Below are 18,461 nucleotides of genomic sequence, written 5' to 3'. Positions count from 1 at the left end.
GGAACCGATGACGCGGATGCGGATCCGTCAATCTTTTATTGATCGGCGGCGGATAGCGTCGGCCCCGGTGCACATGTCCGTCGGACCTCAGACGGACACGGGAGCTCCCGCGGTGCCAGCCGGGCCGCAGGAGGAGGAGAGACGGCGTCTCGTGCGGACGACGCCAGCCGACCGGTTCCGACGGTGCGCCGCCGCCAGTGGGGGGCGGTGGGCGCACCGCCAAGCGCAACGAAAGGAATCCAGCGCCGTGCTTCAGTACGCCGACGACGTCCGCGCGACGACGACCCGAACGATCCCGACGCAGACCGCCCGAACGATCCCGGCCCAGACCGCCCGGCCGACCCCGGTCGCCGTCCACGCCCTGGACCCGCTCTCCCGAGCCGGAGTGGTGAGCTACCTCCGGCAGTGCCCGGAGATATCGCTCGTCGAGGAGGACCACCACCAGGCCGGCACCGGCGTCGCCCTGCTGGTCGCCGACACCTTCGACGAGGCCGCCATGGCCGGCCTGTCCCGGCTGGTCAAGGCCGAACGGACGCGCGTGGTGCTGATCCTGGACCGGATCCAGGAGCCCGAGCTGCTCAACGTGGTCTCGCTCGGCGTCACCACCATCCTGTGGCGCCGCGAGGTCACCGGCGAACGCCTGCGCCAGGCCGTCCGCACCGCCGTCCGCGGCCACGGCGACCTGCCCCCGGACCTGCTCGGCAAACTGATCGGCTGCATGGGCCGCCGACGCACCGGCGACGGCCCGGACAACAACCCCGCCGACTACGGCATGCTGCCCCGCGAGGTCGACGTCCTGCGCCTGGTCGCCGACGGCATGGACACCGGGGAGATCGCCGTCAAACTCCTCTACTCGGAGCGGACGATCAAGAACATCATCCACACCGTCACCACCCGCTTCCAACTCCGCAACCGCGCCCACGCGGTGGCCTACGCCCTGCGCGAGGGCTACATCTAGGCCGCTGCCTCCGGGCCGTCCGTCGCTGTCGGCATCAGGACGCCACCCCGGTTCCGGCAGCGGCGAGGGTCTCCAGCAGGCGGGTCAGGGAGGTGCCCAGGCCCCAGCGGTCGGCGAGCGACTCCAGGGCCATGGGGTCGCGCGGCTCGCGGGGCAACCGCGGGTCGAAGGCGGGGAGTCGGATGTCGGTGGCGACCCGGACCACGGTCGGGGCGACGTCCAGGTACGGGGCCGCTTCGAGGAGGTTCTTGCGGCGGGCCGGGGTGAGCTTGGAGGCGGGGTCGGCGGCGGCGGCGCGGACGGCCGCCAAGTCGCCGTAGGTCCGGATCAGTTGGGTGGCGGTCTTCTCGCCGATGCCCTTCACGCCCGGCAGGCCGTCGCTGGCGTCGCCGCGCAGGGCCGCGAGGTCGGCGTAGGACGAGCCGGGGACGCCGTACTTCTCCAGCAGGGCCGCGTCGTCCATGCGCTGGGCCGCGCCGATGCCCTTCGCCGGGTACAGCACCGTCACGGCGCGGGCGTCGTCGACCAGTTGGAACAGGTCCCGGTCGCCGGTGACGATCTCGACCGGGCCGGTGGCGCGGGTGGCCAGGGTGCCGATCACGTCGTCCGCCTCGTAGTCGGGCACGCCGACCCGGGCCAGGCCGATGGCGTCCAGCACCTGCTCGATCACCGGGACCTGCGGGGCGAGGGTGTCCGGCACCTCCTCCTCGCCGTCGGTCGCGGCCTCCGCGACGCGGTGCGTCTTGTAGGTCGGGATCAGGTCGACCCGCCACTGCGGCCGCCAGTCGGCGTCCATGCAGGCCACCAGGTGGTCCGGGCCGTGGTCCTGGACCAGGCGGGTGATGAAGTCCAGCAGCCCGCGCACCGCGTTCACCGGCTCGCCCTGCGGCGAGCGCAGTGAATCCGGTACGCCGAAGTAGGCGCGGAAGTAGAGGCTGGCGGTGTCGAGCAGCATCAGGCGCGGTGCGTTCGGTGCGGTCACCCTCCGATCATGCCGCATGCCGCCGACAGCGCGGTCGACGTCCGGTCGGCACGGGCGCGGGCGAGGGCCGGTGCGGTCGACGCCGGGTCAGTGCGGGTGCGGGCGCGGGCCGGTGCGGTCGACGCCGGGTCAGTGCGGGTGCGGGCCCGAGCGGTGCACCGGGCCGTGGGCGTCCTCGCAGTGCTCGCGGGCCTCCTGCTCGGCAGCTGCCGCCGCGCTGCTGGAGGAGATCTGCAGCAGCCCGTCCGCGCCGCTCTCGCCGACGTGGTCGACCTGGAGGGTGGCGTGGGTGATCCGGTACTCCTCGCGCAGCCGCCGCTGCAGCTCGCGCTGCACCGCGTGGCAGTCGCCGCCCGGGGCGACCAGGATGTGCGCCGACAGCGCCGGCTGGTTGGAGGTGATCTCCCAGATGTGCAGGTCGTGGATCTCCTCCACCTGGTCGGTGTCCACCAGCCGGTCCGCGACCTGGTCCGGGTCGATGCCGGCGGGCGCCGCCTCCAGGAAGATCCGCGCCGAGTCCCGGACCAGCCCGATCCCGGCCCGCAGCATCAGCGCCACCACCACCAGCGAGGCGATCGCGTCCGCCCGGACGAATCCGGTGAACAGCACCACCGCACCGGCCACCGCCGTCGCGATGAACGCGTACAGGTCGGTCAGGACGTGCTGGAAGGCGCCTTCCACGTTCAGCGAGGACCGGTTCGCCTTCGACATGCACCAGGTCGCCGCGATGTTCACCACCACGCCCACCAGCGCCGTCACCAGCACCAGCGACCCCGTCACCGCCGGCGGCGAGATCAGCCGGGCGACCGCCTCGTAGCCCAGCCACGCCGACAGCACCAGCAGCGTCACCCCGTTCGCCTGCGCGGACAGGATCTCCGCCCGCTTCAGCCCGAACGTGTAGCCGCCGCGCGCCGGACGCGCCGCCAGCCGCATCGCCACCAGCGCCAGCGCGATCGACGCCGCGTCCGTCAGCATGTGCGCCGCGTCCGAGATCAGCGCCAGCGACTGGGCGGCGAAACCGACCACCACCTCGCCGGCCATGAACACCACCAGCAGGATCAGCGCGCTCCACAGCCACCGGCGGTCCGCGTCCGCCGCGACGGCGTGGCTGTGGCCCGCGTGGCCACCGCGCCCGTGGTCGTGCCCGTGGTCGTCGTGATCGCGATCGTGGTCGTCGTGCGCGTGCGCGTGCTCGTGCTCGGCCATCGAGGCTCCTCCGCTGCGGTCTCCGACCCCGAAGTGAACCCCAATTCGGAGGAAGATCCAAAGGTTGCACTGGTGACCGTTGTCGTTCTCCTGTAGGCCATTCGGGTCAGGTAGGGTGCGGCCCGCATCCGCGCAGGTCGTGCGGGTTTTCGAGGCGCCGACGGGAGTGCGGAGTGGTGACGGAGCAGGTGCCGCTGACGGTGATCGCCAAGGAGTGGGGCCGGATCGGCGTGCTCGGGTTCGGCGGGCCGCCCGCGCACATCCTGCTGCTGCGCCGGCTGTGCGTGGAGCAGCGCGGCTGGCTCGCCGCGAGCGAGTTCGAGGACGGCATCGCCGCCACCAATCTGCTGCCCGGACCCGCCTCCACCCAGCTGGCGATCTTCACCGCCTGGCGGGTGCGCGGAACGGCCGGCGCGCTGGTCGGCGGGGCGGCGTTCATCCTGCCCGGGCTGGTGCTGATCCTGCTGCTGTCCGCGCTGTTCCTGGCCGGCAACCCGCCGCGCTGGGTGCTCGGCGCGGCCGCCGGGGCCGGCGCGGCGGTCGCCGCCGTCGCCGCGCAGGCCGCGAGCGCGCTCGTCCCGGCCAGCCTGCAGCGCTCGGGCGCCGGCGCGGCCCGGGTCCGCTGGGTCTGCTACCTGCTGCTCGGCGCGGCGGCCGCGATCCTCACCGGCCCGTGGCTGGTGCTGGTCCTGCTGGCCACCGGCACCGCCGAGATCGCCTTCCGGCGCGGTGCCCGCCGAATCAGCCGAACGGGTGACACCGCGCCGCCGCGACCGAAGGGTGACGCCCCGCGCGCCGCGCTGCCGCTGCTCGTCCCCGGCCTGGCCGCGACCGGCGGGTTCGGCGCGCTCGCCTGGGTCGCCTTCAAGGTGGGCGCGCTCTCCTACGGCGGCGGCTTCGTGATCATCCCGCTGATGCAGCAGGACGCGGTGCACCGCTACCACTGGATGACGGACGGCCAGTTCCTGAACGCCGTCGCCCTCGGCCAGATCACCCCCGGCCCGGTCGTCCAGACCGTCGCCGTGGTCGGCTACGCGGCGGCCGGCGTCCTCGGCGGACTGTTCGCCGCGGCCGTGGCCTTCGGCCCCTCCTTCCTGCTCGTCCTGCTGGGCGCCGCCCACTTCGACCGCCTGCGCGCCAACACCGCCGTCCAGGACTTCCTCACCGGCGCCGGACCGGCCGTCATCGGCGCCATCGCCGGCTCCGCGATCCCGCTGGCGCTGGCCCTGCACCAGCCCTGGCAGTACGCGATCCTCGCCCTCGCCGCCGCCTGGCTGCTCCTCCTGCGCCGCACCGTCGTCCCCTGCCTGCTGGCCGCCGCCACCCTCGGCACCCTCGCCGCGATCTCCGGCCTCACGCTCCCGTAGGGCGACGGCGCCAGGGCTCACGCCCAGGAGGCCCGATACCGACCTCCGGTCAGGCGGCCGGGACCGGGATCGGGGTTCGGCGGGTGGCGTGGAGGAGGGCGTGGGCGAGGCGGGTGTCGTCGCCCTGTTCGGGGTGCCATTGGACGCCGAGGGTGAAGCCGGGGCCCTCGATGGCCTCGACGGTGCCGTCGGTGGCGTGGGCGCAGGCGGTGAGGCCTTCGCCGAGGCGGGCGACGGCCTGGTGGTGGTAGGTGGGGACGACGACGGATGGTTCGGGGAGCAGGTCGGCGAGCAGGGTGCCGGCGACGGGGTGGATCGGGTGGCGGCCGTACTCGGTGGGCGCGCCGAGGTGGTCGTGGTCCTCGCCGACCACGTCCGGGAGGTGCTGGATCAGCGAGCCGCCGCAGACCACGTTGAGCAGTTGCATGCCGCGGCAGATGCCCAGCAGCGGGGTGCCGGAGGCGAGCGCGGCGCGGATCAGCGCGGCCTCCCACAGGTCGCGCTCGGGGGCGGAGGCCACCGTCCGCGGGTGGGCGGGTTCGCCGTACAGCGCGGGGGAGACGTCCTCGCCGCCGGCCAGCACCAGGCCGTCGAGGCGGGCCACCGCGGTGGCCGCGTGCTCGGGGGCGTCGGGCGGCAGCATGACGGCGATGCCGCCGGCCTGCTGGAACAGGGCCGGGTAGCGCTCGGGGAGCAGGACCGACCGCATGGAGTCCCACCGCCCCCAGCCGGCGTCGGTGAGGAAGGTGCTGATGCCGATCACGGGGCGAGAGGTCATGGCGCGCATTCTGTCCCGCTGCCGCGCCCCCGGTAGTGCGACGCTCCACCGGCGTGCGCCTGTCAGGCGCGTGGAGCACAGAACACGCCCCGGTCGGCGTACCCGGACCACCCGAACGGCGGTTGTGCGCGATTCTCACCCGAATCTCATCGCCGGACCCCGGATTGTGGCCGCACGCTGATTTCCCGCTTATCCGGGGCCGCTTAGGGTCTTGGGTGTGACCGAGCAGCAGATTCCGGCCGGGTGGTACCCGGACCCCGTCGACACCGACAGCGACCCCCGCCCCGAGCGCTGGTGGGACGGCAAGGGCTGGACCGCCAGCACCCGCCCGGCCTCGGCCGCGCCCACCGACGCGCCCGCCGACACACCGGCCGACGCCGTGCCGCCGCCCGCGTCCGGCACCGAGGACACCAGCGTCCTGGAGGGCACCGTGCTGGACGCCTCCGGGCAGGCCGTCCACTATCCGCCGCTGCCCCCGTACGGCGAGCAGCCGCCGGTCAAGCGGCGCCGCGGCCCGGCCAAGCCGGTGCTGATCGCGGCCTCGGCGGCCGCGCTGCTCGGCCTGGCCGTCGGCTCCGGCGCCACCTACCTGGCGATGGACGGGCGTTCGGACAGGTCCGCCTCCGCCCACCAGGCGCCGCAGGGCCGCCACGGGTCCAACGGCACCCCCGGCGACGGCTACGGCGGCGGGAACGGCCAGGGCGGTCAGAACGGCCAGGGCGGCGGGAACGGCAAGGGCGGCGGCCCCGGCAACGGCCTGCCGAGCTTCCCGGGCCAGGGCGGCGGGGGAAGCGGCAAGGGCGGCGGCGCGAGCACGAACCTCGCCGTCGACATGGTCAACGGCATCTCGTTGACGGTCCCGGACGGCTGGACGGGCGGCACCACCACGAAGGGCTTCGCCAGCGCGTTCGTCGGCGCGTACACCTGTGCCGACGGATCGGACACCTGCTCGCTGGGCGGCGTCTCCACCAGCCGGATCAGCGGCACCGACGCCAAGCAGGCCGCGCAGCAGGACATCGCGGACGCCGCGAAGGAGTCCTACGGCGACATCACCGGGCACCAGGAGCTGAAGAGCGAGGCGGTCACGGTGCTCGGCCGCGCCGGCTACCTGGTGCGCTGGCAGGTGAACGTGTCCAAGGGCAACAACGGGTACGTGGAGACGGTGGTCTTCCCGACCGCCGACGGCAAGGCGCTGACCGCCGTCCGCTTCGGCTTCGACATCGCCGACAAGGCCCCGGGCGTCGACCAGATGGACGCCATCGTCAAGGGCATCGCCACCGTCCAGGGCGGCCCGGCGGGCACCGGCACCACCACCTGAACGCCGGCCGCCGCGCGGCTCAACCCTCTTCGCGCAGAAGGGTGTTGAGCCGCGCGGCCTGCCGCACCAGATGGTCCCGCTCGGCCACCGCGCCGGCCTTCGCCGCGGCCTCGGCGTACAGCCGGGCCGCCGCCCGCAGGTCGCCGGAGCGCTCGTGCAGGTACGCGGACGCGGCGGTGTGCCGGGGCAGCGCGTCGTCCAGCGCGGCGAGCGCGGCCAGGCCCGCCCGCGGGCCGTCCGCCTCGCCGACCGCGACGGCCCGGTTGAGCCGCACCACCGGACTGTCCGTCAGCGCGGCCAACTCGTCGTACCACTCCACGATCTGCACCCAGTCCGTCTCCTCGGCCCTCGGCGCGTCCGCGTGCAGCGCGGCGATCGCGGCCTGCGCCTGGAACTCGCCCAACCGGTCACGGGCCAGCGCGGCCTGAAGGACCGTCACCCCCTCGGCGATCAGCGCGGTGTCCCACCGGGTGCGGTCCTGCTCGGCCAGCGGGACGAGGCTGCCGTCCGGCGCGGTGCGCCCGGCCCGGCGGGCGTGGTGCAGCAGCATCAGCGCCAGCAGGCCGGACACCTCCGGGTGGTCGACCCGGGCGGCCAGCTGCCGGGTCAGCCGGATCGCCTCCGCCGCCAGGTCGACGTCCCCCGAGTAGCCCTCGTTGAACACCAGGTACAGCACCCGCAGCACCGTCGCCAGGTCGCCGGGCCGGTCCAGCCGCGCCCCGCTCACCGTCCGCTTCGCGCGACTGATCCGCTGGGCCATCGTCGCCTCCGGCACCAGGTACGCCTGCGCGATCTGACGGGTGGTCAGCCCGCCGACGGCGCGCAGCGTCAGCGCCACCGCCGAGGCCGGCGTCAACGACGGGTGCGCGCACAGGAAGTACAGCCGCAGGGAGTCGTCGACGGCCGGCACCGGCCCGGGCTCCGGCTGCTCGTCCACCAGGTCCTCGCGGCGGCGGCGCGAGGCGTCCGAGCGGGCCGCGTCCAGGAAACGCCGCCAGCCGACGGTGATCAGCCAGCCCTTCGGGTCGCGCGGCGGATCGGCCGGCCAGGTCCGCACCGCCTCCAGCAGCGCCTCCTGGACGGCGTCCTCGGCGGCCGCGAAGTCCGCGCCGCGACGGACCAGGACGGCCAGCACCTCCGGCGTCAGGACGCGCAGCAGTGTCTCGTCCATGGCGTCCGCCCGGCCGTCCCGCTCGTGGCCGTCCATTCGGTGACGGTGGTCGTTCACTCGGTGACGGTGTTCGGCATCTCGGTGAGGAACGGGCGCAGCTCCAGCCACTCGTGGATCGGCTCGCCGTTCGCGCCCGGCGCCGCGGAGAGTTCGGCGGCCAGCTCCAGTGCCCGCTCGTAGGAGTCCACGTCGATCGCCATCCAGCCGGCGATCAGGTCCTTGGTCTCGGCGAACGGTCCGTCGGTGACCGGCGGGCGGCCCTCGCCGTCGGACCGCACCCAGGTGCCCTGCGGGGCCAGCGCCTGCGCGTCGACGAACTCGCCGGTCTCCTTCAGCCGGTCCGCGAAGGCGTTCATGTAGTCGATGTGCGCGGTGACCTCCTCGGGCGTCCACTGGTCCATCGGCACGCAGTTCACCGCCGGCGGGTTGCCGCGGTAGTGCTTCAGCAGCAGGTACTTCGCCATCGTTCTCACTCCTCAGTGGTGACGCGACCCATTGTGGTCGCCTTCACCCCGGGGACGGAGCCGTGCCGGGGTTCTCGACACGGCTCCGAAAAATCTTTTCCGCCGCCCGTCGCCGTCCGTCGCCGCCCGTCCCGGCAGGCCGGACGCCGGCCTTCCGGTCGGCAGTGGCGGGCGTCCGGCTCACGCCCGGTCCTACGGGACGTCGGCCAGCCTCCGGTAGGCGTAGGCCGCGGACATCAGGGTCATGTAACGGTGCCAGCCCGGGTAGGAGCGGCCCTCGAAGTCCTGCAGCCCGAAGTCCAGCGCCAGTTCGCGCGCCGCCTCACCGGTGGCCGCGTGGCATTCGAGGAGGGAGAGCAGTTCGTCCGTCCGCTGCCGCACCATGTTGGTGATCCAGACGACCGAGGGGCGCCGCCGCTCGGTGACCAGGCGGTACGTCTCCCGCGACCAGCCGCCGGTGGTGGAGGGCAGCCGGACCAGGCTGTGCGGGGCGCCCAGCGAGGACGCGGACGTGGCTGCCTGGAGTTCGCGGCCGGCCTCGGAGACCGGTACGACCATGAGGTCGCCGGGGACGGCGAGTACGAAGTCGTGGCCATGGCGCAGCAGGAGACGCAGCAGGTCCGATGTCCTCCTGGTGCCGCGTATGTCGGCCACGAGCGGGGCGGGGGCCAGGTCACCGGAGTGTTTCAGCCGATCCACCATGTCGAGGGCGTCGGCCCAGATGGGCAGGGGCCGCACGTTGCTCGGGACGCGCGCCTGCCCGCGAAGGTAGGGGAGCGACCAGTCCTCCGGGAGGTGCAGACGCCAGTCGACGGGCACCGCCGAAGCCCGGTCGGACAGGAACAGCCCGATCCCCACCTGGCAGTTCACCGTCCGACCCAGCTGGGGAACGAAGCGCCGGTGCACCCCGCACGAGTGGTCTCCGCGCTTGGGCAGCACCGTGGTGGCGACCGTCCATGCCTGGGGCCGCAGTCGCGTTTCGGCCCAACAGGCCAGCTCATGACGGACGGCTTCCCAGTGCCACGGACTGGAGTTGACGAACTGCTGGAGCGATTGCGAGGCGGTCGGCGAGTCCGTGGCGGCGGCCGCCACGCTCCGGACCGTTTTCTTGCCCGGGACGGTGAGCAGCCCGTGGAGGTAGGCGTGGCCCCGGCGGCGCTGATCGGCACGCTGCAGATGGACGAACACGGAGTCCACAAAGGCGGACAACTGATCAGTGGAGGGCACTGAACCGGCGGCAATGGAGCAGCGTAACTGCATTGGCACCCTTCCCTTTGAAGCGTCGCTCCCGGAGCCAAGAATAATTGAGTCGACGATGTTTTCAGAGACTGGAAACCAGACAGCACACATCGGGGCAAATCGACTTCATATCGAGGTCATTGCTCGGGATGTGGAAGGATTCGGCCACCGGCTGGTCCGAGGGTTCAAACCCGGTGCAATCGCACTGCGGCTGCGATGCCGCGTGCCGCGTCGCTCAGCACCATCAGGTGGCTGATCTTCGCGCCGCCTCCCTGTACCGGCCGTGATTGCAAATGCTTCCCTGGGGAGTTCCAGCCTCCCAGCCCCTGCGACCAGCCAATGCCCCGGAGCCACCACATGCAGGCACGAGCAGTACGAACCCGAATCGCTCTGGTCCACGCAGCCGCCGCGGAGTTCGATCGACACGGCTATGCGGGCACGTCAATGCTGCAGGTGTCCAAAGCGGCGGGGACCACCACCGGCGCCCTCACCTTCCACTTCGGCTCGAAGATCGAACTGGCGGACGCCGTCCAGGACCTCGGGCGCAGTGCGGTCCGCGCCGTCGTCGACCGCGTGACGGCGGGCGCCGGTCCTCCCCTCGATCTGATCGTCGAACTCACGATGCATCTCGCCAGGCTCCTGGAGGACGACATCGCCGTACGGTCGACCGCCCGGCTCATGCGCGAACGCCCCGACAGCCGGCCCGGGTTGTCGGCCTGCTGGCTGCCGGCGGTCGGCGAACTGGCCCGCCACGCCCACCGTGCGGGCCAGTTGCGGGCCGGCACGTCCCCGGCCGCCCTGGCCTCCCTGGTCGCGCACCTGCTCACCGGGACCGAGGCCCGGACACGTACCGCCCTCGAGGAAGCCAGGAAACCGGACGCCGTGGAGCAGCTCCGGCAGATCTGGGACATCACCCTGCACGGAATCTGCGCCGACCGGGAAGCCTGAGCAGTTTGACCGCTTTTTGCAGCGCGGATCTCCTTTCCTCTCACGAGACCCATCCGACCCACTTCTTCCGTTCCGCATCTCGGGGAACACCGCCCGGGATCCCGCACGACGTCAATGTCCCGTTCGCTGAATAACAGGGCCGAACAGGACATCTGCCCGGTCGGAATTCGGCGGAAGGCCGGTGGTGTCCGGCACGCCCCTCGGTCAAGATTCCTTCCGGGGCATTCGCGCCGTGGCCCAAAGTGAACGACGAGTGTCACGTCCTCGTCTCGTCCCGGCCCGATGCGGCAGCGATGATTCAATTCATGACGAACTCGGCACAACAGGTTCGGCCGACGATTTCCTCGGCCCTGCCCGGCGTGCTCGTATTCATGTTCCGGAGGGGATTCCATGGCGAAAGCTGAACGCATTGACGCGGTCATCGTCGGCGGCGGGATCGCCGGATCCGCGCTGGCCGCCGCCTTGGCCGGGGACGGGCACCAGGTGCTGCTCCTCGAACGGCAGACCGTCTACCGGGACAAGGTCCGCGGTGAAGTGATCAACTGCTGGGGTGTCGCGGAACTCCTTGAGCTGGGACTGGAGGAGTGCATTCTCAAGGCCGGTGGCACCTACGTCGACCGCTTCGTCGGATTCGACGAAATAGTCGACCCGGAAACCGCCCGGGCCAGAGCCCTGCACCTGGACAAAATGCTTCCCGGAATCCGCGGAGTGCTGGACGTCGGGCACCCCGAGGCCTGCGAGGCGCTGTCCAACGCGGCGGAGGACGCCGGCGCCACCGTCGTACGGGGCGTGGGCGACGTCCTGGTGAGCGGTGGAGCCAACCCCCGGGTCCGCTACGAGCACAACGACCTCGAGTACGAGGTGGACTGCCGCCTCGTGGTGGGCGCCGACGGGCGGATGTCGACCGTGCGCCGGCAGCTGGGCATCGGCCTGACCCAGACCCCGCCGAACTCCCTCGGCGGCGGGATGCTGGTGGAGAACCTGGACGCCTGGCCGGTGAACGTCACCTCCATCGGCACCGAGGGGGACCTGCTGTACTTCGTCTTCCCGCGCGAGGGCGGCCGCGCAAGGCTGTACCTGCTGCACGACGTCGCCCAGAAGGGCCGATTCTCCGGGCCGAACCGGCACGCCGAGTTCCTGCAGGCCTTCCAGCTCGACTGCCTTCCCGACCGCGAGATGTTCGCCACGGCCACGCCGTCCGCGACCTGCGCCTTCTACCCGATGAACGACGCGTGGGCCGATCTGCCCTTCGCCCCGGGGGCGGTACTGGTCGGGGACGCGGCCGGGTGGACCGATCCGGTCATCGGGCAGGGGCTGTCCATCGCGCTGCGGGACGCGCGCATGGTGCGCGACGCCCTGCGGTCCTCCAGCACGTGGGAGCCGAAGGCCCTCGAACCCTACGCCCGGGAGCGCGAGATCCGGATGCACCGCCTGCGGATCTCCGGCTCGGTGCGCACCACGATGAACATGACCTTCACGCCCGCGGGTGTCGCCCGCCGCCGGGCGTACGCCGAAGTGTGGCCCACCGACCCGGTGTTGGCGGGATCGCGGATGGCCACCTTCAAGGGCCCCTTCCAGGTGCCCCCCGAGTCCTTCGAACCCGAGGTCATCGAGCGCCTCTTCGCCCTGGGATGACCCGGCCTCCGGGACCGGAGCCACTCCGCAGCACACCAGGCACGCCAGGCACGCCGGCTCCCGTCGCGGGGCGGGGCGCGCGGCGGCAGACACGAGAGGACACCGCATGCACGTCAAGACAGCGACCGGTGACGAACTGATCCGCAAGAACGGGTGCGACATCCGCCAGCTCTACCCCTGGGACGGCGTCGTCACCCCGCCGTGGAACAGCACCCTGTGCTCCATCAGGCCCACGGAGTCCAGCACCCCGCACGGGCACGCCACCGACGAGACGTTCATCTTCGTCAGCGGGCGCGGCCGGGCACGGGTGGCCGACGAGGAGCGGGACGTCGTCCCCGGCGACGTCATCTACATCCCCCACGGCACCGACCACATCGTCACCAACGTCAGCGCCGACGAGCCGCTGACCTTCGTCAGCATCTACTGGCTCCAGCCCGCTCAGTGAGGAGGGGTTCCATGACGACCGACGCCTCGCGCGGCGCCGACCGGGGACGGCGACGGATCAACGTCACCTTCTCGCCGCCCACCCCCAACGGGGACCTCCACCTCGGACACCTGTCGGGGCCGGTGCTGGGCAGCGACGTGTGCGCCCGGGCGCAGAAGATCCACGGGCACGACGTGGCCTTCGGCACCAGCACCGACGACAACCAGACCTATGTCGTCACGACCGCCGAGCGGCTCGGCACGGAACCCGAGTCGCTCATCCGGCAGGCCTTCGACAGCGTGACCAAGACCCTGGCGCTGGCCGGCGTCGACGTCGATCTCTTCGAGCGTCCCGACGCCGACTACACCGCCTTCGTCGAGAACTTCTTCACCCACCTGTGGCGGCACGGCGCCTTCGACCGCCGTGAGGTGGAGCTGCCCTACGACGAGGTCGCGGGCGAGTACCGGGCCGAGGCCTTCGTCACCGGGCGCTGCCCGACCTGTCTGGCGCACGCCCGGGCCGGCGTCTGCGAGGCCTGCGGTCTGTACAACCTGCCGGGCGCGCTGCTGCCCGTGGCCGACACGGCCTCGGCCCTGCCCCGCCGGCCGGTCTCCATCTGGGTCCTGGACCTGGAGCGCTACCGGTCGATGCTCACCAACTGGTACCGGTCCTCGGACATCAGGCTCCGTCCCGATCTGGAGCGGGTCGTCGAACAGTCCCTCGCCGGGCCGCTGCCGTACATTCCGGTCACCTACCCCAGCAGCTGGGGGATCCAGGTGGACTGGGACGGCCCCGACGCTCCGGGCCAGGCCGTCAACGCCTGGCCGGAGATCTACGTCGGCCACCTGTACTGGCTCGACCGGGCCCGGGCGAGCCGGCAGGCCGGCGCGGACGAGCTGGTCCAGTTCATCGGCATCGACAACGGCTTCTACAACGCGTTCGTCTACGTCGCCCTGTCGCTGCTGGCCGTGCGGCACGGGCTGCCGGTCGAGCTGCCCAGGACCCGGACCCTCACCAACCAGTACTACCTGCTGGAGGGCCGCAAGTTCTCCACCAGCAAGGGCGACGTGCGCTGGGCCGGGGAGTTCCTGGAGGCGTTCGGCCGCGACCGGACCCGCTTCGTGCTGTCCCTGACCAGTCCCGAGCTGCAACAGTCCGAATTCAGCGAGCCGGTCGCCGCCTCCACCCTGGCCACCCGGTTCGACGCCCCCGTCGCGACCATCGCCGGGAAGTTCACCGCCGCCCTGGCCGGGCGGTCCGTCGACGCCGAGCCGTCGCCCTGGTGGACCACCGCGCTGCAGGCGTCCCGCCGGCGCTTCGAGGACGCCTACCGACTGGAGACCTTCTCCATCCGCAGGGCGGCGGAGGCACTCGCCCTGCACCTGGAGGTCCTCGCCCTGCGCTGCGCGGACCTCGACACCGACGACCCCGGCGAGGTCTCCGGCGCCCTGCAGTACCTCTGGACGCTGCGCACCCTGGCCTGGCCCGTGACCCCGGACCTCGCCGAGCAGGTGTCCGACGCCTTCGGCGCCCCCTCCACGGTGGGGAACCCGCCCCTGCTGGCAGACCTCGACCGCCGACCGCCGGCCGCATTCGCCCGGTTGTCCGTCGGCCGCAGCCTCCCGGCGCCCGAGGGCAGCTGATCCGCCGCGCAACCGACCGTCCCACCCGCCGTCCCGCGCCGACCCGCACACCACACACCGTCAGGGAGACGCATCATGCAGCGCACCTTCATGCACTCGAAGATCCATCGCGCGACCGTCACCGACAGCAACCTGAACTACGTCGGTTCGATCACCATCTCGCCGGAACTGCTGGAGGCCGCCGAGATCGGAGTCCACGAACTGGTCCACGTCGTCAACGTCAACAACGGCGCCCGGTTCGAGACCTACACCATCCTGGACGACTCCCCGGAACCCCCGGCGGGGCAGATCGTGATCAACGGCGCCGCCGCCCGCCTCGTCCAGCCGGGCGACAAGGTCATCATCATCAGCTACGCGCAGCTGAACGAGGACGAGCAGGTCGGATTCAAGTCCCGTGTCGTCCACGTCGACGACGCCAACGCGATCACCGAGACGACCCTGCTGAGCTCCTGACCCACCGCCGGACCCGTCAATCCCGCCGGGGCGGGAACGACCGCGCCGGGCGGGGCGCCCGCAAGCGCCCCGCCCGGCGCGGACCCTCCCGCACACGCGACAAGCTGAGGATGCGTGAAGAGTGACGAAGGACAAGGTTCATCCGATATTGGGTATCGGCTTCGGGCCGGCGAACCTCTCTCTGGCCGTGGCGCTCGAGGAACTCGGCCGCCTGCACGAGGTCCACTTCATCGAGCGGTCGCCCGGCTTCCAGTGGCAGGACGAACAGCTGCTGCCCGGCGCGGACATCCAGAACAACCCGTTCCGCGACCTGGTCATGCAGCGCAACCAGGACAGCCCCCACACCTTCATCAAGTACCTCGCCTCCCGGGGGATGCTGACCGACTACCTGCACCTGAACACCAAGTTCCCGCTGCGTCGTGAGTACGCCGGCTACCTCGCCTGGGTCGCGGAGTCCTTCGCACCCTCCGTGGACTACCAGCAGTCCGCCACGGCGCTCTCCCTCGTCGACGACGCGGACGGCGGCGAGCTGTTCTGCGTGGAGACCCGGGAGGGCCGGCGCTATCTCGGCGAGACCGTCATCGTGGGCACCGGCCGCTCTCCCCGGATCCCGTCCGCCTTCCACCACGCCCTCGGCAGGACCGTCTTCCACTCGGCCCGCTACCTCTCCTCCATCAGGGCCCTGGCGCACGAGGACATCCGGGTCGCGGTCGTGGGGGCCAGCCAGAGCGCCATCGAGATCGTGCTCGACCTGCTGGAGCGCCCGAACGTCCGGCAGGTCACCTCCATCCACCGCGGCATCGGGTTCCGGCTCAAGGACACCAGCCCCTACAGCCGCCAGGTGTTCCTGCCGGAGTTCGTCGACTACTTCCACCCCCTGCCCACCGCGACGAAGCGACGCCTGCGCGAGGAGCTGCGCTCCATCAACTACGCCGCCTGCGACCAGGACGTGATCGACCGGCTCGTGGGCGTCCAGCGCGAGTACGAGCTCACCGGGTCCGACCGCCTGCGCCTGCTGCCGTTCACCGAGGTCACCGAGGTCGCCGCCGCGGCACCGGGCGGACCGCACCGCCTGACGGTGCGCGACATCAACCACTTCACCCCGGAAACCGTCGACGCCGACGTCGTCATCCTGGCCACCGGCTTCAAGGACTTCGGCACCGGTGCGGGCGACGAGCGCTACCACCCGCTCCTGGAGGGCGTGGCCCACCGCCTGCCCCTGGACGACGACGGCGTCCCCGTCGTGGACCGCGACTACTCGATCGCGCTCAAGGCCTCCGCCACCGCCCCGCGCCCGCTGAAGGTCTACCTCAACGGACTGTGCGAGGCCAGCCACGGCATGGGCGACGCCGGGGCCCTGGCCATGCTGTCGGCACGGTCCTCCGACGTCACCGAATCGCTCCTGCTGCTGCGGGACGCGGACGCGCCCCGGCACCGGCTGGCCGAACGGGTCCTGCAGTGACGACGGCCCTCACGGCGGACGTGGCGATCGTCGGCGGAGGCATCATCGGCCTGGCCACCGCCGAACGGCTCACCGCCCACGGCGCATCGGTGGTCCTGATCGACGACACGGGGGCCACCGGCGGGGCGACCAGCGCCTCCGGCGGGCTCGTGCGCGCCTTCGAGCCCACCGGCGCCCACGCCGCCTGGGCCGCCGAAGGCTGTGCGCTCTACCAGCGGCGCGGCTGGCACGGCACCTGGCCCGAGCTGCGCGAACACGGCAGCCTGACGCTGCTCGACCGCGACTCCCTGGTCCGCGCCGGGGCGGCACTGGAGGCGGCACACGCCGCCGGGCACGAGACCGTCGTCCTCGACTCCGGCGAGATCGGAAGGACGTTCCCCGGCCTCGCCGTCCCCGAGCACCTGCTCGGCGTCCTCGAACCGCGCGCCGGCTGGCTGCCGGTCACGGCCGTCGCCCGGGCCGTGCTGCGCGACGCCGGGAGCACGCTGCGCCTGCTCACCGCCCGGGCCACCGCGCTGCTGACGCGCCCCCTGTCCCGCATCCGCGGCGTCCGGACCACCTCGGGCCCCGTGTATGCGGACGCCGTCCTGCTCGCGGCCGGCGCCGAGAGCGAGCCCCTGGCCGCATCCGTGGGCGTCCGGCTGCCCATGCGCACCCGGGCGGTCGGCTACTGCCTGTTCCGCTGCGAGGACACCGCGAGCCTGGCGAACCTGCCCACCGTCGTCGACGGCAGCACCGGGGCGTGGCTGCGGCGGTGGGACACCGACGGAGTCGTCCTGGCGGGCGTGTCCTCCACCCGGACCGGTGTGCCCGCCACCGTGCGGCAGACCGTTCCGGCCGCCGAGGAGCAACGCGTCCGCGGCGTCGTCCGGCACCGGTGCCCGCAGCTGTCGGGCGCCCGTGCCGTCGGCGGCGTCGCCGCCTACGACGCCCTCACCCCCGACGGCCCGGGAGCGGTCACGAGCTGGCCCCACCCCCGGGGCCTGGTCACCGCCGTCGGCTGGAACGGGGGCGGCTTCAAGCTCGCCCCCGCCGTCGGCCGGCACGCGGCCGACGAACTGCTCAAGGCGGTCGCCCGATGAACGACGCGACGTCCTGGCGGCTCAACCCCACCGACGAGATGCTGCACCACGCGGCGCAGTCGCTCGGCTCCTCCCGCGTCGTCCAGGTCCTGTGGCGCTTCTCCGCCCCGCTCCCCGCCGAGGCGCTGCAGGCCGAATGGCGACGTCTCGACGGGGGACTGCTCAGCCGCCGAGCGGCCCCGGTGCGCTTCCCGGGAGCCCGCCGCGCCTGGGTCCGGGCCGCCAACACGCAGCCGCTGCACCTGGAGCAGCGGCCGCTGACCGACGCCACCGCGCCGCAGTGGATCGACGCCCAGATCCAGGAGCCCCTGCCGACCGACTCCGCGGCCCTGTGGCGCCTCGCGGCCGCCCCCTACCGGGGCGGCTGCCTGGTCTCACTGACCGTGCCGCACTTCCGCAGCGACGGCCTGGGCATCCTCAACGCGCTCGCCGGCAGCACCGTCGCCCGCCGGCCCGCCGGCCTGCGCCACAGCGATGCCGCCGACGCCCTGCGGCAAGTGGGAGGGGCCGTCGTCCAGTCGGCCCGCTGGTCCCTGGAGCTGGCCGGGAACCCCCGCCGACGCGCGCTGATCGGCACGGCACTGCGCCGGCGCCCCGCCCCGCCGCCCGGCCCCCCGGCGCAGCCCCGCTTCTTCACCACGGCCATCGTCGACGTGGACGCCGCCGCGTGGGAGGAGCGGGCCCGCGCCTGCGGCGGCACGACCAACAGCCTGTTCCTGGAGATCGCCGCCAACCTCGTCCGCGCCCACGTGCCACGCCAGGAGCGGAGCGACATCGAGCTCGGCATCCCGATGAACCTGCGCCGCGGCGCGGCCGACGAACGCGCCAACGCCCTGGTCGTCGTACCCCTGGGCGTGCCGGACCGCCCCGTGCAGCACGAAGACCTGCGCCGGACCCGGCAGGCGACGAAGACGCTCCTGGAGGGCTCCGGCGCGCACAGCGCCACGCTGGTGCCCGCACCGCTGTGGCACCTGCTGCCGACCCGCCTCGCCGGTGCGCTGAAGAATCCCGGTGCGCAGCAGACCGACGCGGTGGCCTCGAACTTCGGGCAGGCCCCCGACGCCGTGGCCCGTCTCGCCGGCCGCACCGCCGAGTCCGTGGCCCTGCGCACCATGAACGTGCCGGGCCTGCACCCGGACAAGGCCCGGCTCCGGGCCTCGCTGTGCCTGTGCCGGCTGGGCTCCCGCATGGCCCTGACCGTCACCGGCATGCCCGACCACTTCGGCGACTCCACCTCGCTGCACCGGCTGGTGGCCGAGGAGCTGACGGCCTGGGGGCTGACCGCGCGGCCGTGGTGGTGCGCCCCGGCCCCCGACCCGAAGAAGGGCTGA

At 72.7% G+C, this 18,461-nt stretch carries 17 protein-coding genes; 11 read left to right on the top strand and 6 right to left on the bottom strand.

Going from position 1 to position 18,461, the window contains the following annotated elements:
• Window positions 1-247 precede the first annotated feature (247 nt).
• Entirely contained in the window at window positions 248-958 is a 711-nt protein-coding gene (locus ACI1MP_RS03855; protein ID WP_404867714.1) for a LuxR C-terminal-related transcriptional regulator, read from the top strand.
• Between the two features lie 34 nt (window positions 959-992).
• On the opposite strand, the gene ACI1MP_RS03850 is transcribed toward ACI1MP_RS03855, so the two are convergent.
• Both ACI1MP_RS03850 and ACI1MP_RS03845 read right to left on the bottom strand, forming a co-directional pair.
• A complete protein-coding gene (locus tag ACI1MP_RS03850) occupies window positions 993-1,913 on the bottom strand; it encodes a 5'-3' exonuclease H3TH domain-containing protein (RefSeq protein WP_380332828.1) in 921 nt (306 codons plus the stop codon).
• Window positions 1,914-2,069: 156 nt separating this feature from the next.
• Entirely contained in the window at window positions 2,070-3,146 is a 1,077-nt protein-coding gene (locus ACI1MP_RS03845; protein WP_404867713.1) for a cation diffusion facilitator family transporter, read from the bottom strand.
• A 176-nt stretch (window positions 3,147-3,322) separates the two neighbouring features.
• Here ACI1MP_RS03845 and chrA point away from each other — a divergent pair, with 176 nt between their 5' ends.
• Window positions 3,323-4,513, top strand: coding sequence for a chromate efflux transporter (gene chrA / locus ACI1MP_RS03840; RefSeq protein WP_404867712.1), 1,191 nt, complete (start codon window positions 3,323-3,325; stop codon window positions 4,511-4,513).
• 49 nt (window positions 4,514-4,562) lie between these two features.
• Here the strand turns inward: chrA and ACI1MP_RS03835 are convergent, their stop codons facing one another.
• Window positions 4,563-5,291, bottom strand: a complete 729-nt coding sequence (locus ACI1MP_RS03835; RefSeq protein WP_404867711.1) for a gamma-glutamyl-gamma-aminobutyrate hydrolase family protein — start codon at window positions 5,289-5,291, stop codon at window positions 4,563-4,565.
• 217 nt (window positions 5,292-5,508) lie between these two features.
• On the opposite strand from ACI1MP_RS03835, the gene ACI1MP_RS03830 reads away from it, so the two are divergent.
• Window positions 5,509-6,609 (top strand): DUF2510 domain-containing protein, encoded by a 1,101-nt coding sequence (locus tag ACI1MP_RS03830; protein WP_404867710.1) that lies wholly within the window; start codon window positions 5,509-5,511, stop codon window positions 6,607-6,609.
• A 19-nt stretch (window positions 6,610-6,628) separates the two neighbouring features.
• Here the strand turns inward: ACI1MP_RS03830 and ACI1MP_RS03825 are convergent, their stop codons facing one another.
• The 3 genes from ACI1MP_RS03825 to ACI1MP_RS03815 all read right to left on the bottom strand — a co-directional run bounded on the left by ACI1MP_RS03825 (window position 6,629) and on the right by ACI1MP_RS03815 (window position 9,453).
• Window positions 6,629-7,780 (bottom strand): RNA polymerase sigma factor, encoded by a 1,152-nt coding sequence (locus tag ACI1MP_RS03825; RefSeq protein ID WP_380332826.1) that lies wholly within the window; start codon window positions 7,778-7,780, stop codon window positions 6,629-6,631.
• Between the two features lie 53 nt (window positions 7,781-7,833).
• Entirely contained in the window at window positions 7,834-8,244 is a 411-nt protein-coding gene (locus tag ACI1MP_RS03820; protein ID WP_100584604.1) for a YciI family protein, read from the bottom strand.
• A gap of 192 nt (window positions 8,245-8,436) precedes the next feature.
• Window positions 8,437-9,453 (bottom strand): IS701 family transposase, encoded by a 1,017-nt coding sequence (locus tag ACI1MP_RS03815; RefSeq protein ID WP_380332179.1) that lies wholly within the window; start codon window positions 9,451-9,453, stop codon window positions 8,437-8,439.
• Window positions 9,454-9,822: 369 nt separating this feature from the next.
• Between ACI1MP_RS03815 and ACI1MP_RS03810 the strand changes: the two genes are divergently transcribed.
• The 8 genes from ACI1MP_RS03810 to ACI1MP_RS03775 all read left to right on the top strand — a co-directional run bounded on the left by ACI1MP_RS03810 (window position 9,823) and on the right by ACI1MP_RS03775 (window position 18,461).
• A complete protein-coding gene (locus tag ACI1MP_RS03810) occupies window positions 9,823-10,431 on the top strand; it encodes a TetR family transcriptional regulator (RefSeq protein ID WP_380332176.1) in 609 nt (202 codons plus the stop codon).
• A 390-nt stretch (window positions 10,432-10,821) separates the two neighbouring features.
• Complete coding sequence (locus ACI1MP_RS03805) at window positions 10,822-12,066, top strand: NAD(P)/FAD-dependent oxidoreductase (protein WP_100584601.1); 1,245 nt, start codon at window positions 10,822-10,824, stop codon at window positions 12,064-12,066.
• A gap of 106 nt (window positions 12,067-12,172) precedes the next feature.
• A complete protein-coding gene (locus tag ACI1MP_RS03800) occupies window positions 12,173-12,511 on the top strand; it encodes a cupin domain-containing protein (RefSeq protein WP_100584600.1) in 339 nt (112 codons plus the stop codon).
• Between the two features lie 11 nt (window positions 12,512-12,522).
• Window positions 12,523-14,133, top strand: a complete 1,611-nt coding sequence (locus tag ACI1MP_RS03795; protein WP_404867709.1) for a class I tRNA ligase family protein — start codon at window positions 12,523-12,525, stop codon at window positions 14,131-14,133.
• A gap of 75 nt (window positions 14,134-14,208) precedes the next feature.
• Window positions 14,209-14,586, top strand: a complete 378-nt coding sequence (gene panD, locus ACI1MP_RS03790) for an aspartate 1-decarboxylase (protein ID WP_043911639.1) — start codon at window positions 14,209-14,211, stop codon at window positions 14,584-14,586.
• Between the two features lie 121 nt (window positions 14,587-14,707).
• A complete protein-coding gene (locus tag ACI1MP_RS03785; RefSeq protein WP_404867708.1) occupies window positions 14,708-16,048 on the top strand; it encodes a SidA/IucD/PvdA family monooxygenase in 1,341 nt (446 codons plus the stop codon).
• Entirely contained in the window at window positions 16,045-17,130 is a 1,086-nt protein-coding gene (locus tag ACI1MP_RS03780) for an NAD(P)/FAD-dependent oxidoreductase (RefSeq protein WP_404867707.1), read from the top strand. The genes ACI1MP_RS03785 and ACI1MP_RS03780 overlap by 4 nt, the downstream gene beginning before the upstream one ends.
• A complete protein-coding gene (locus tag ACI1MP_RS03775) occupies window positions 17,127-18,461 on the top strand; it encodes a hypothetical protein (RefSeq protein WP_404867706.1) in 1,335 nt (444 codons plus the stop codon). The genes ACI1MP_RS03780 and ACI1MP_RS03775 overlap by 4 nt, the downstream gene beginning before the upstream one ends.

The organism is Kitasatospora griseola (assembly GCF_044999035.1).
Lineage (GTDB): Bacteria > Actinomycetota > Actinomycetes > Streptomycetales > Streptomycetaceae > Kitasatospora > Kitasatospora griseola.
This window is presented reverse-complemented; position numbering and strand designations above follow the sequence as displayed.

Coding starts and splice junctions, on each gene's coding strand:
- ACI1MP_RS03845 (WP_404867713.1), bottom strand. CDS start 3,146: ATGGCCGAGCACGAGCACGCGCACGCGCACGACGACCACGATCGCGAT.
- panD (WP_043911639.1), top strand. CDS start 14,209: ATGCAGCGCACCTTCATGCACTCGAAGATCCATCGCGCGACCGTCACC.
- ACI1MP_RS03800 (WP_100584600.1), top strand. CDS start 12,173: ATGCACGTCAAGACAGCGACCGGTGACGAACTGATCCGCAAGAACGGG.
- ACI1MP_RS03810 (WP_380332176.1), top strand. CDS start 9,823: ATGCCCCGGAGCCACCACATGCAGGCACGAGCAGTACGAACCCGAATC.
- ACI1MP_RS03795 (WP_404867709.1), top strand. CDS start 12,523: ATGACGACCGACGCCTCGCGCGGCGCCGACCGGGGACGGCGACGGATC.
- ACI1MP_RS03820 (WP_100584604.1), bottom strand. CDS start 8,244: ATGGCGAAGTACCTGCTGCTGAAGCACTACCGCGGCAACCCGCCGGCG.
- ACI1MP_RS03775 (WP_404867706.1), top strand. CDS start 17,127: ATGAACGACGCGACGTCCTGGCGGCTCAACCCCACCGACGAGATGCTG.
- ACI1MP_RS03835 (WP_404867711.1), bottom strand. CDS start 5,291: ATGACCTCTCGCCCCGTGATCGGCATCAGCACCTTCCTCACCGACGCC.
- ACI1MP_RS03825 (WP_380332826.1), bottom strand. CDS start 7,780: ATGGACGAGACACTGCTGCGCGTCCTGACGCCGGAGGTGCTGGCCGTC.
- ACI1MP_RS03850 (WP_380332828.1), bottom strand. CDS start 1,913: ATGCTGCTCGACACCGCCAGCCTCTACTTCCGCGCCTACTTCGGCGTA.
- ACI1MP_RS03805 (WP_100584601.1), top strand. CDS start 10,822: ATGGCGAAAGCTGAACGCATTGACGCGGTCATCGTCGGCGGCGGGATC.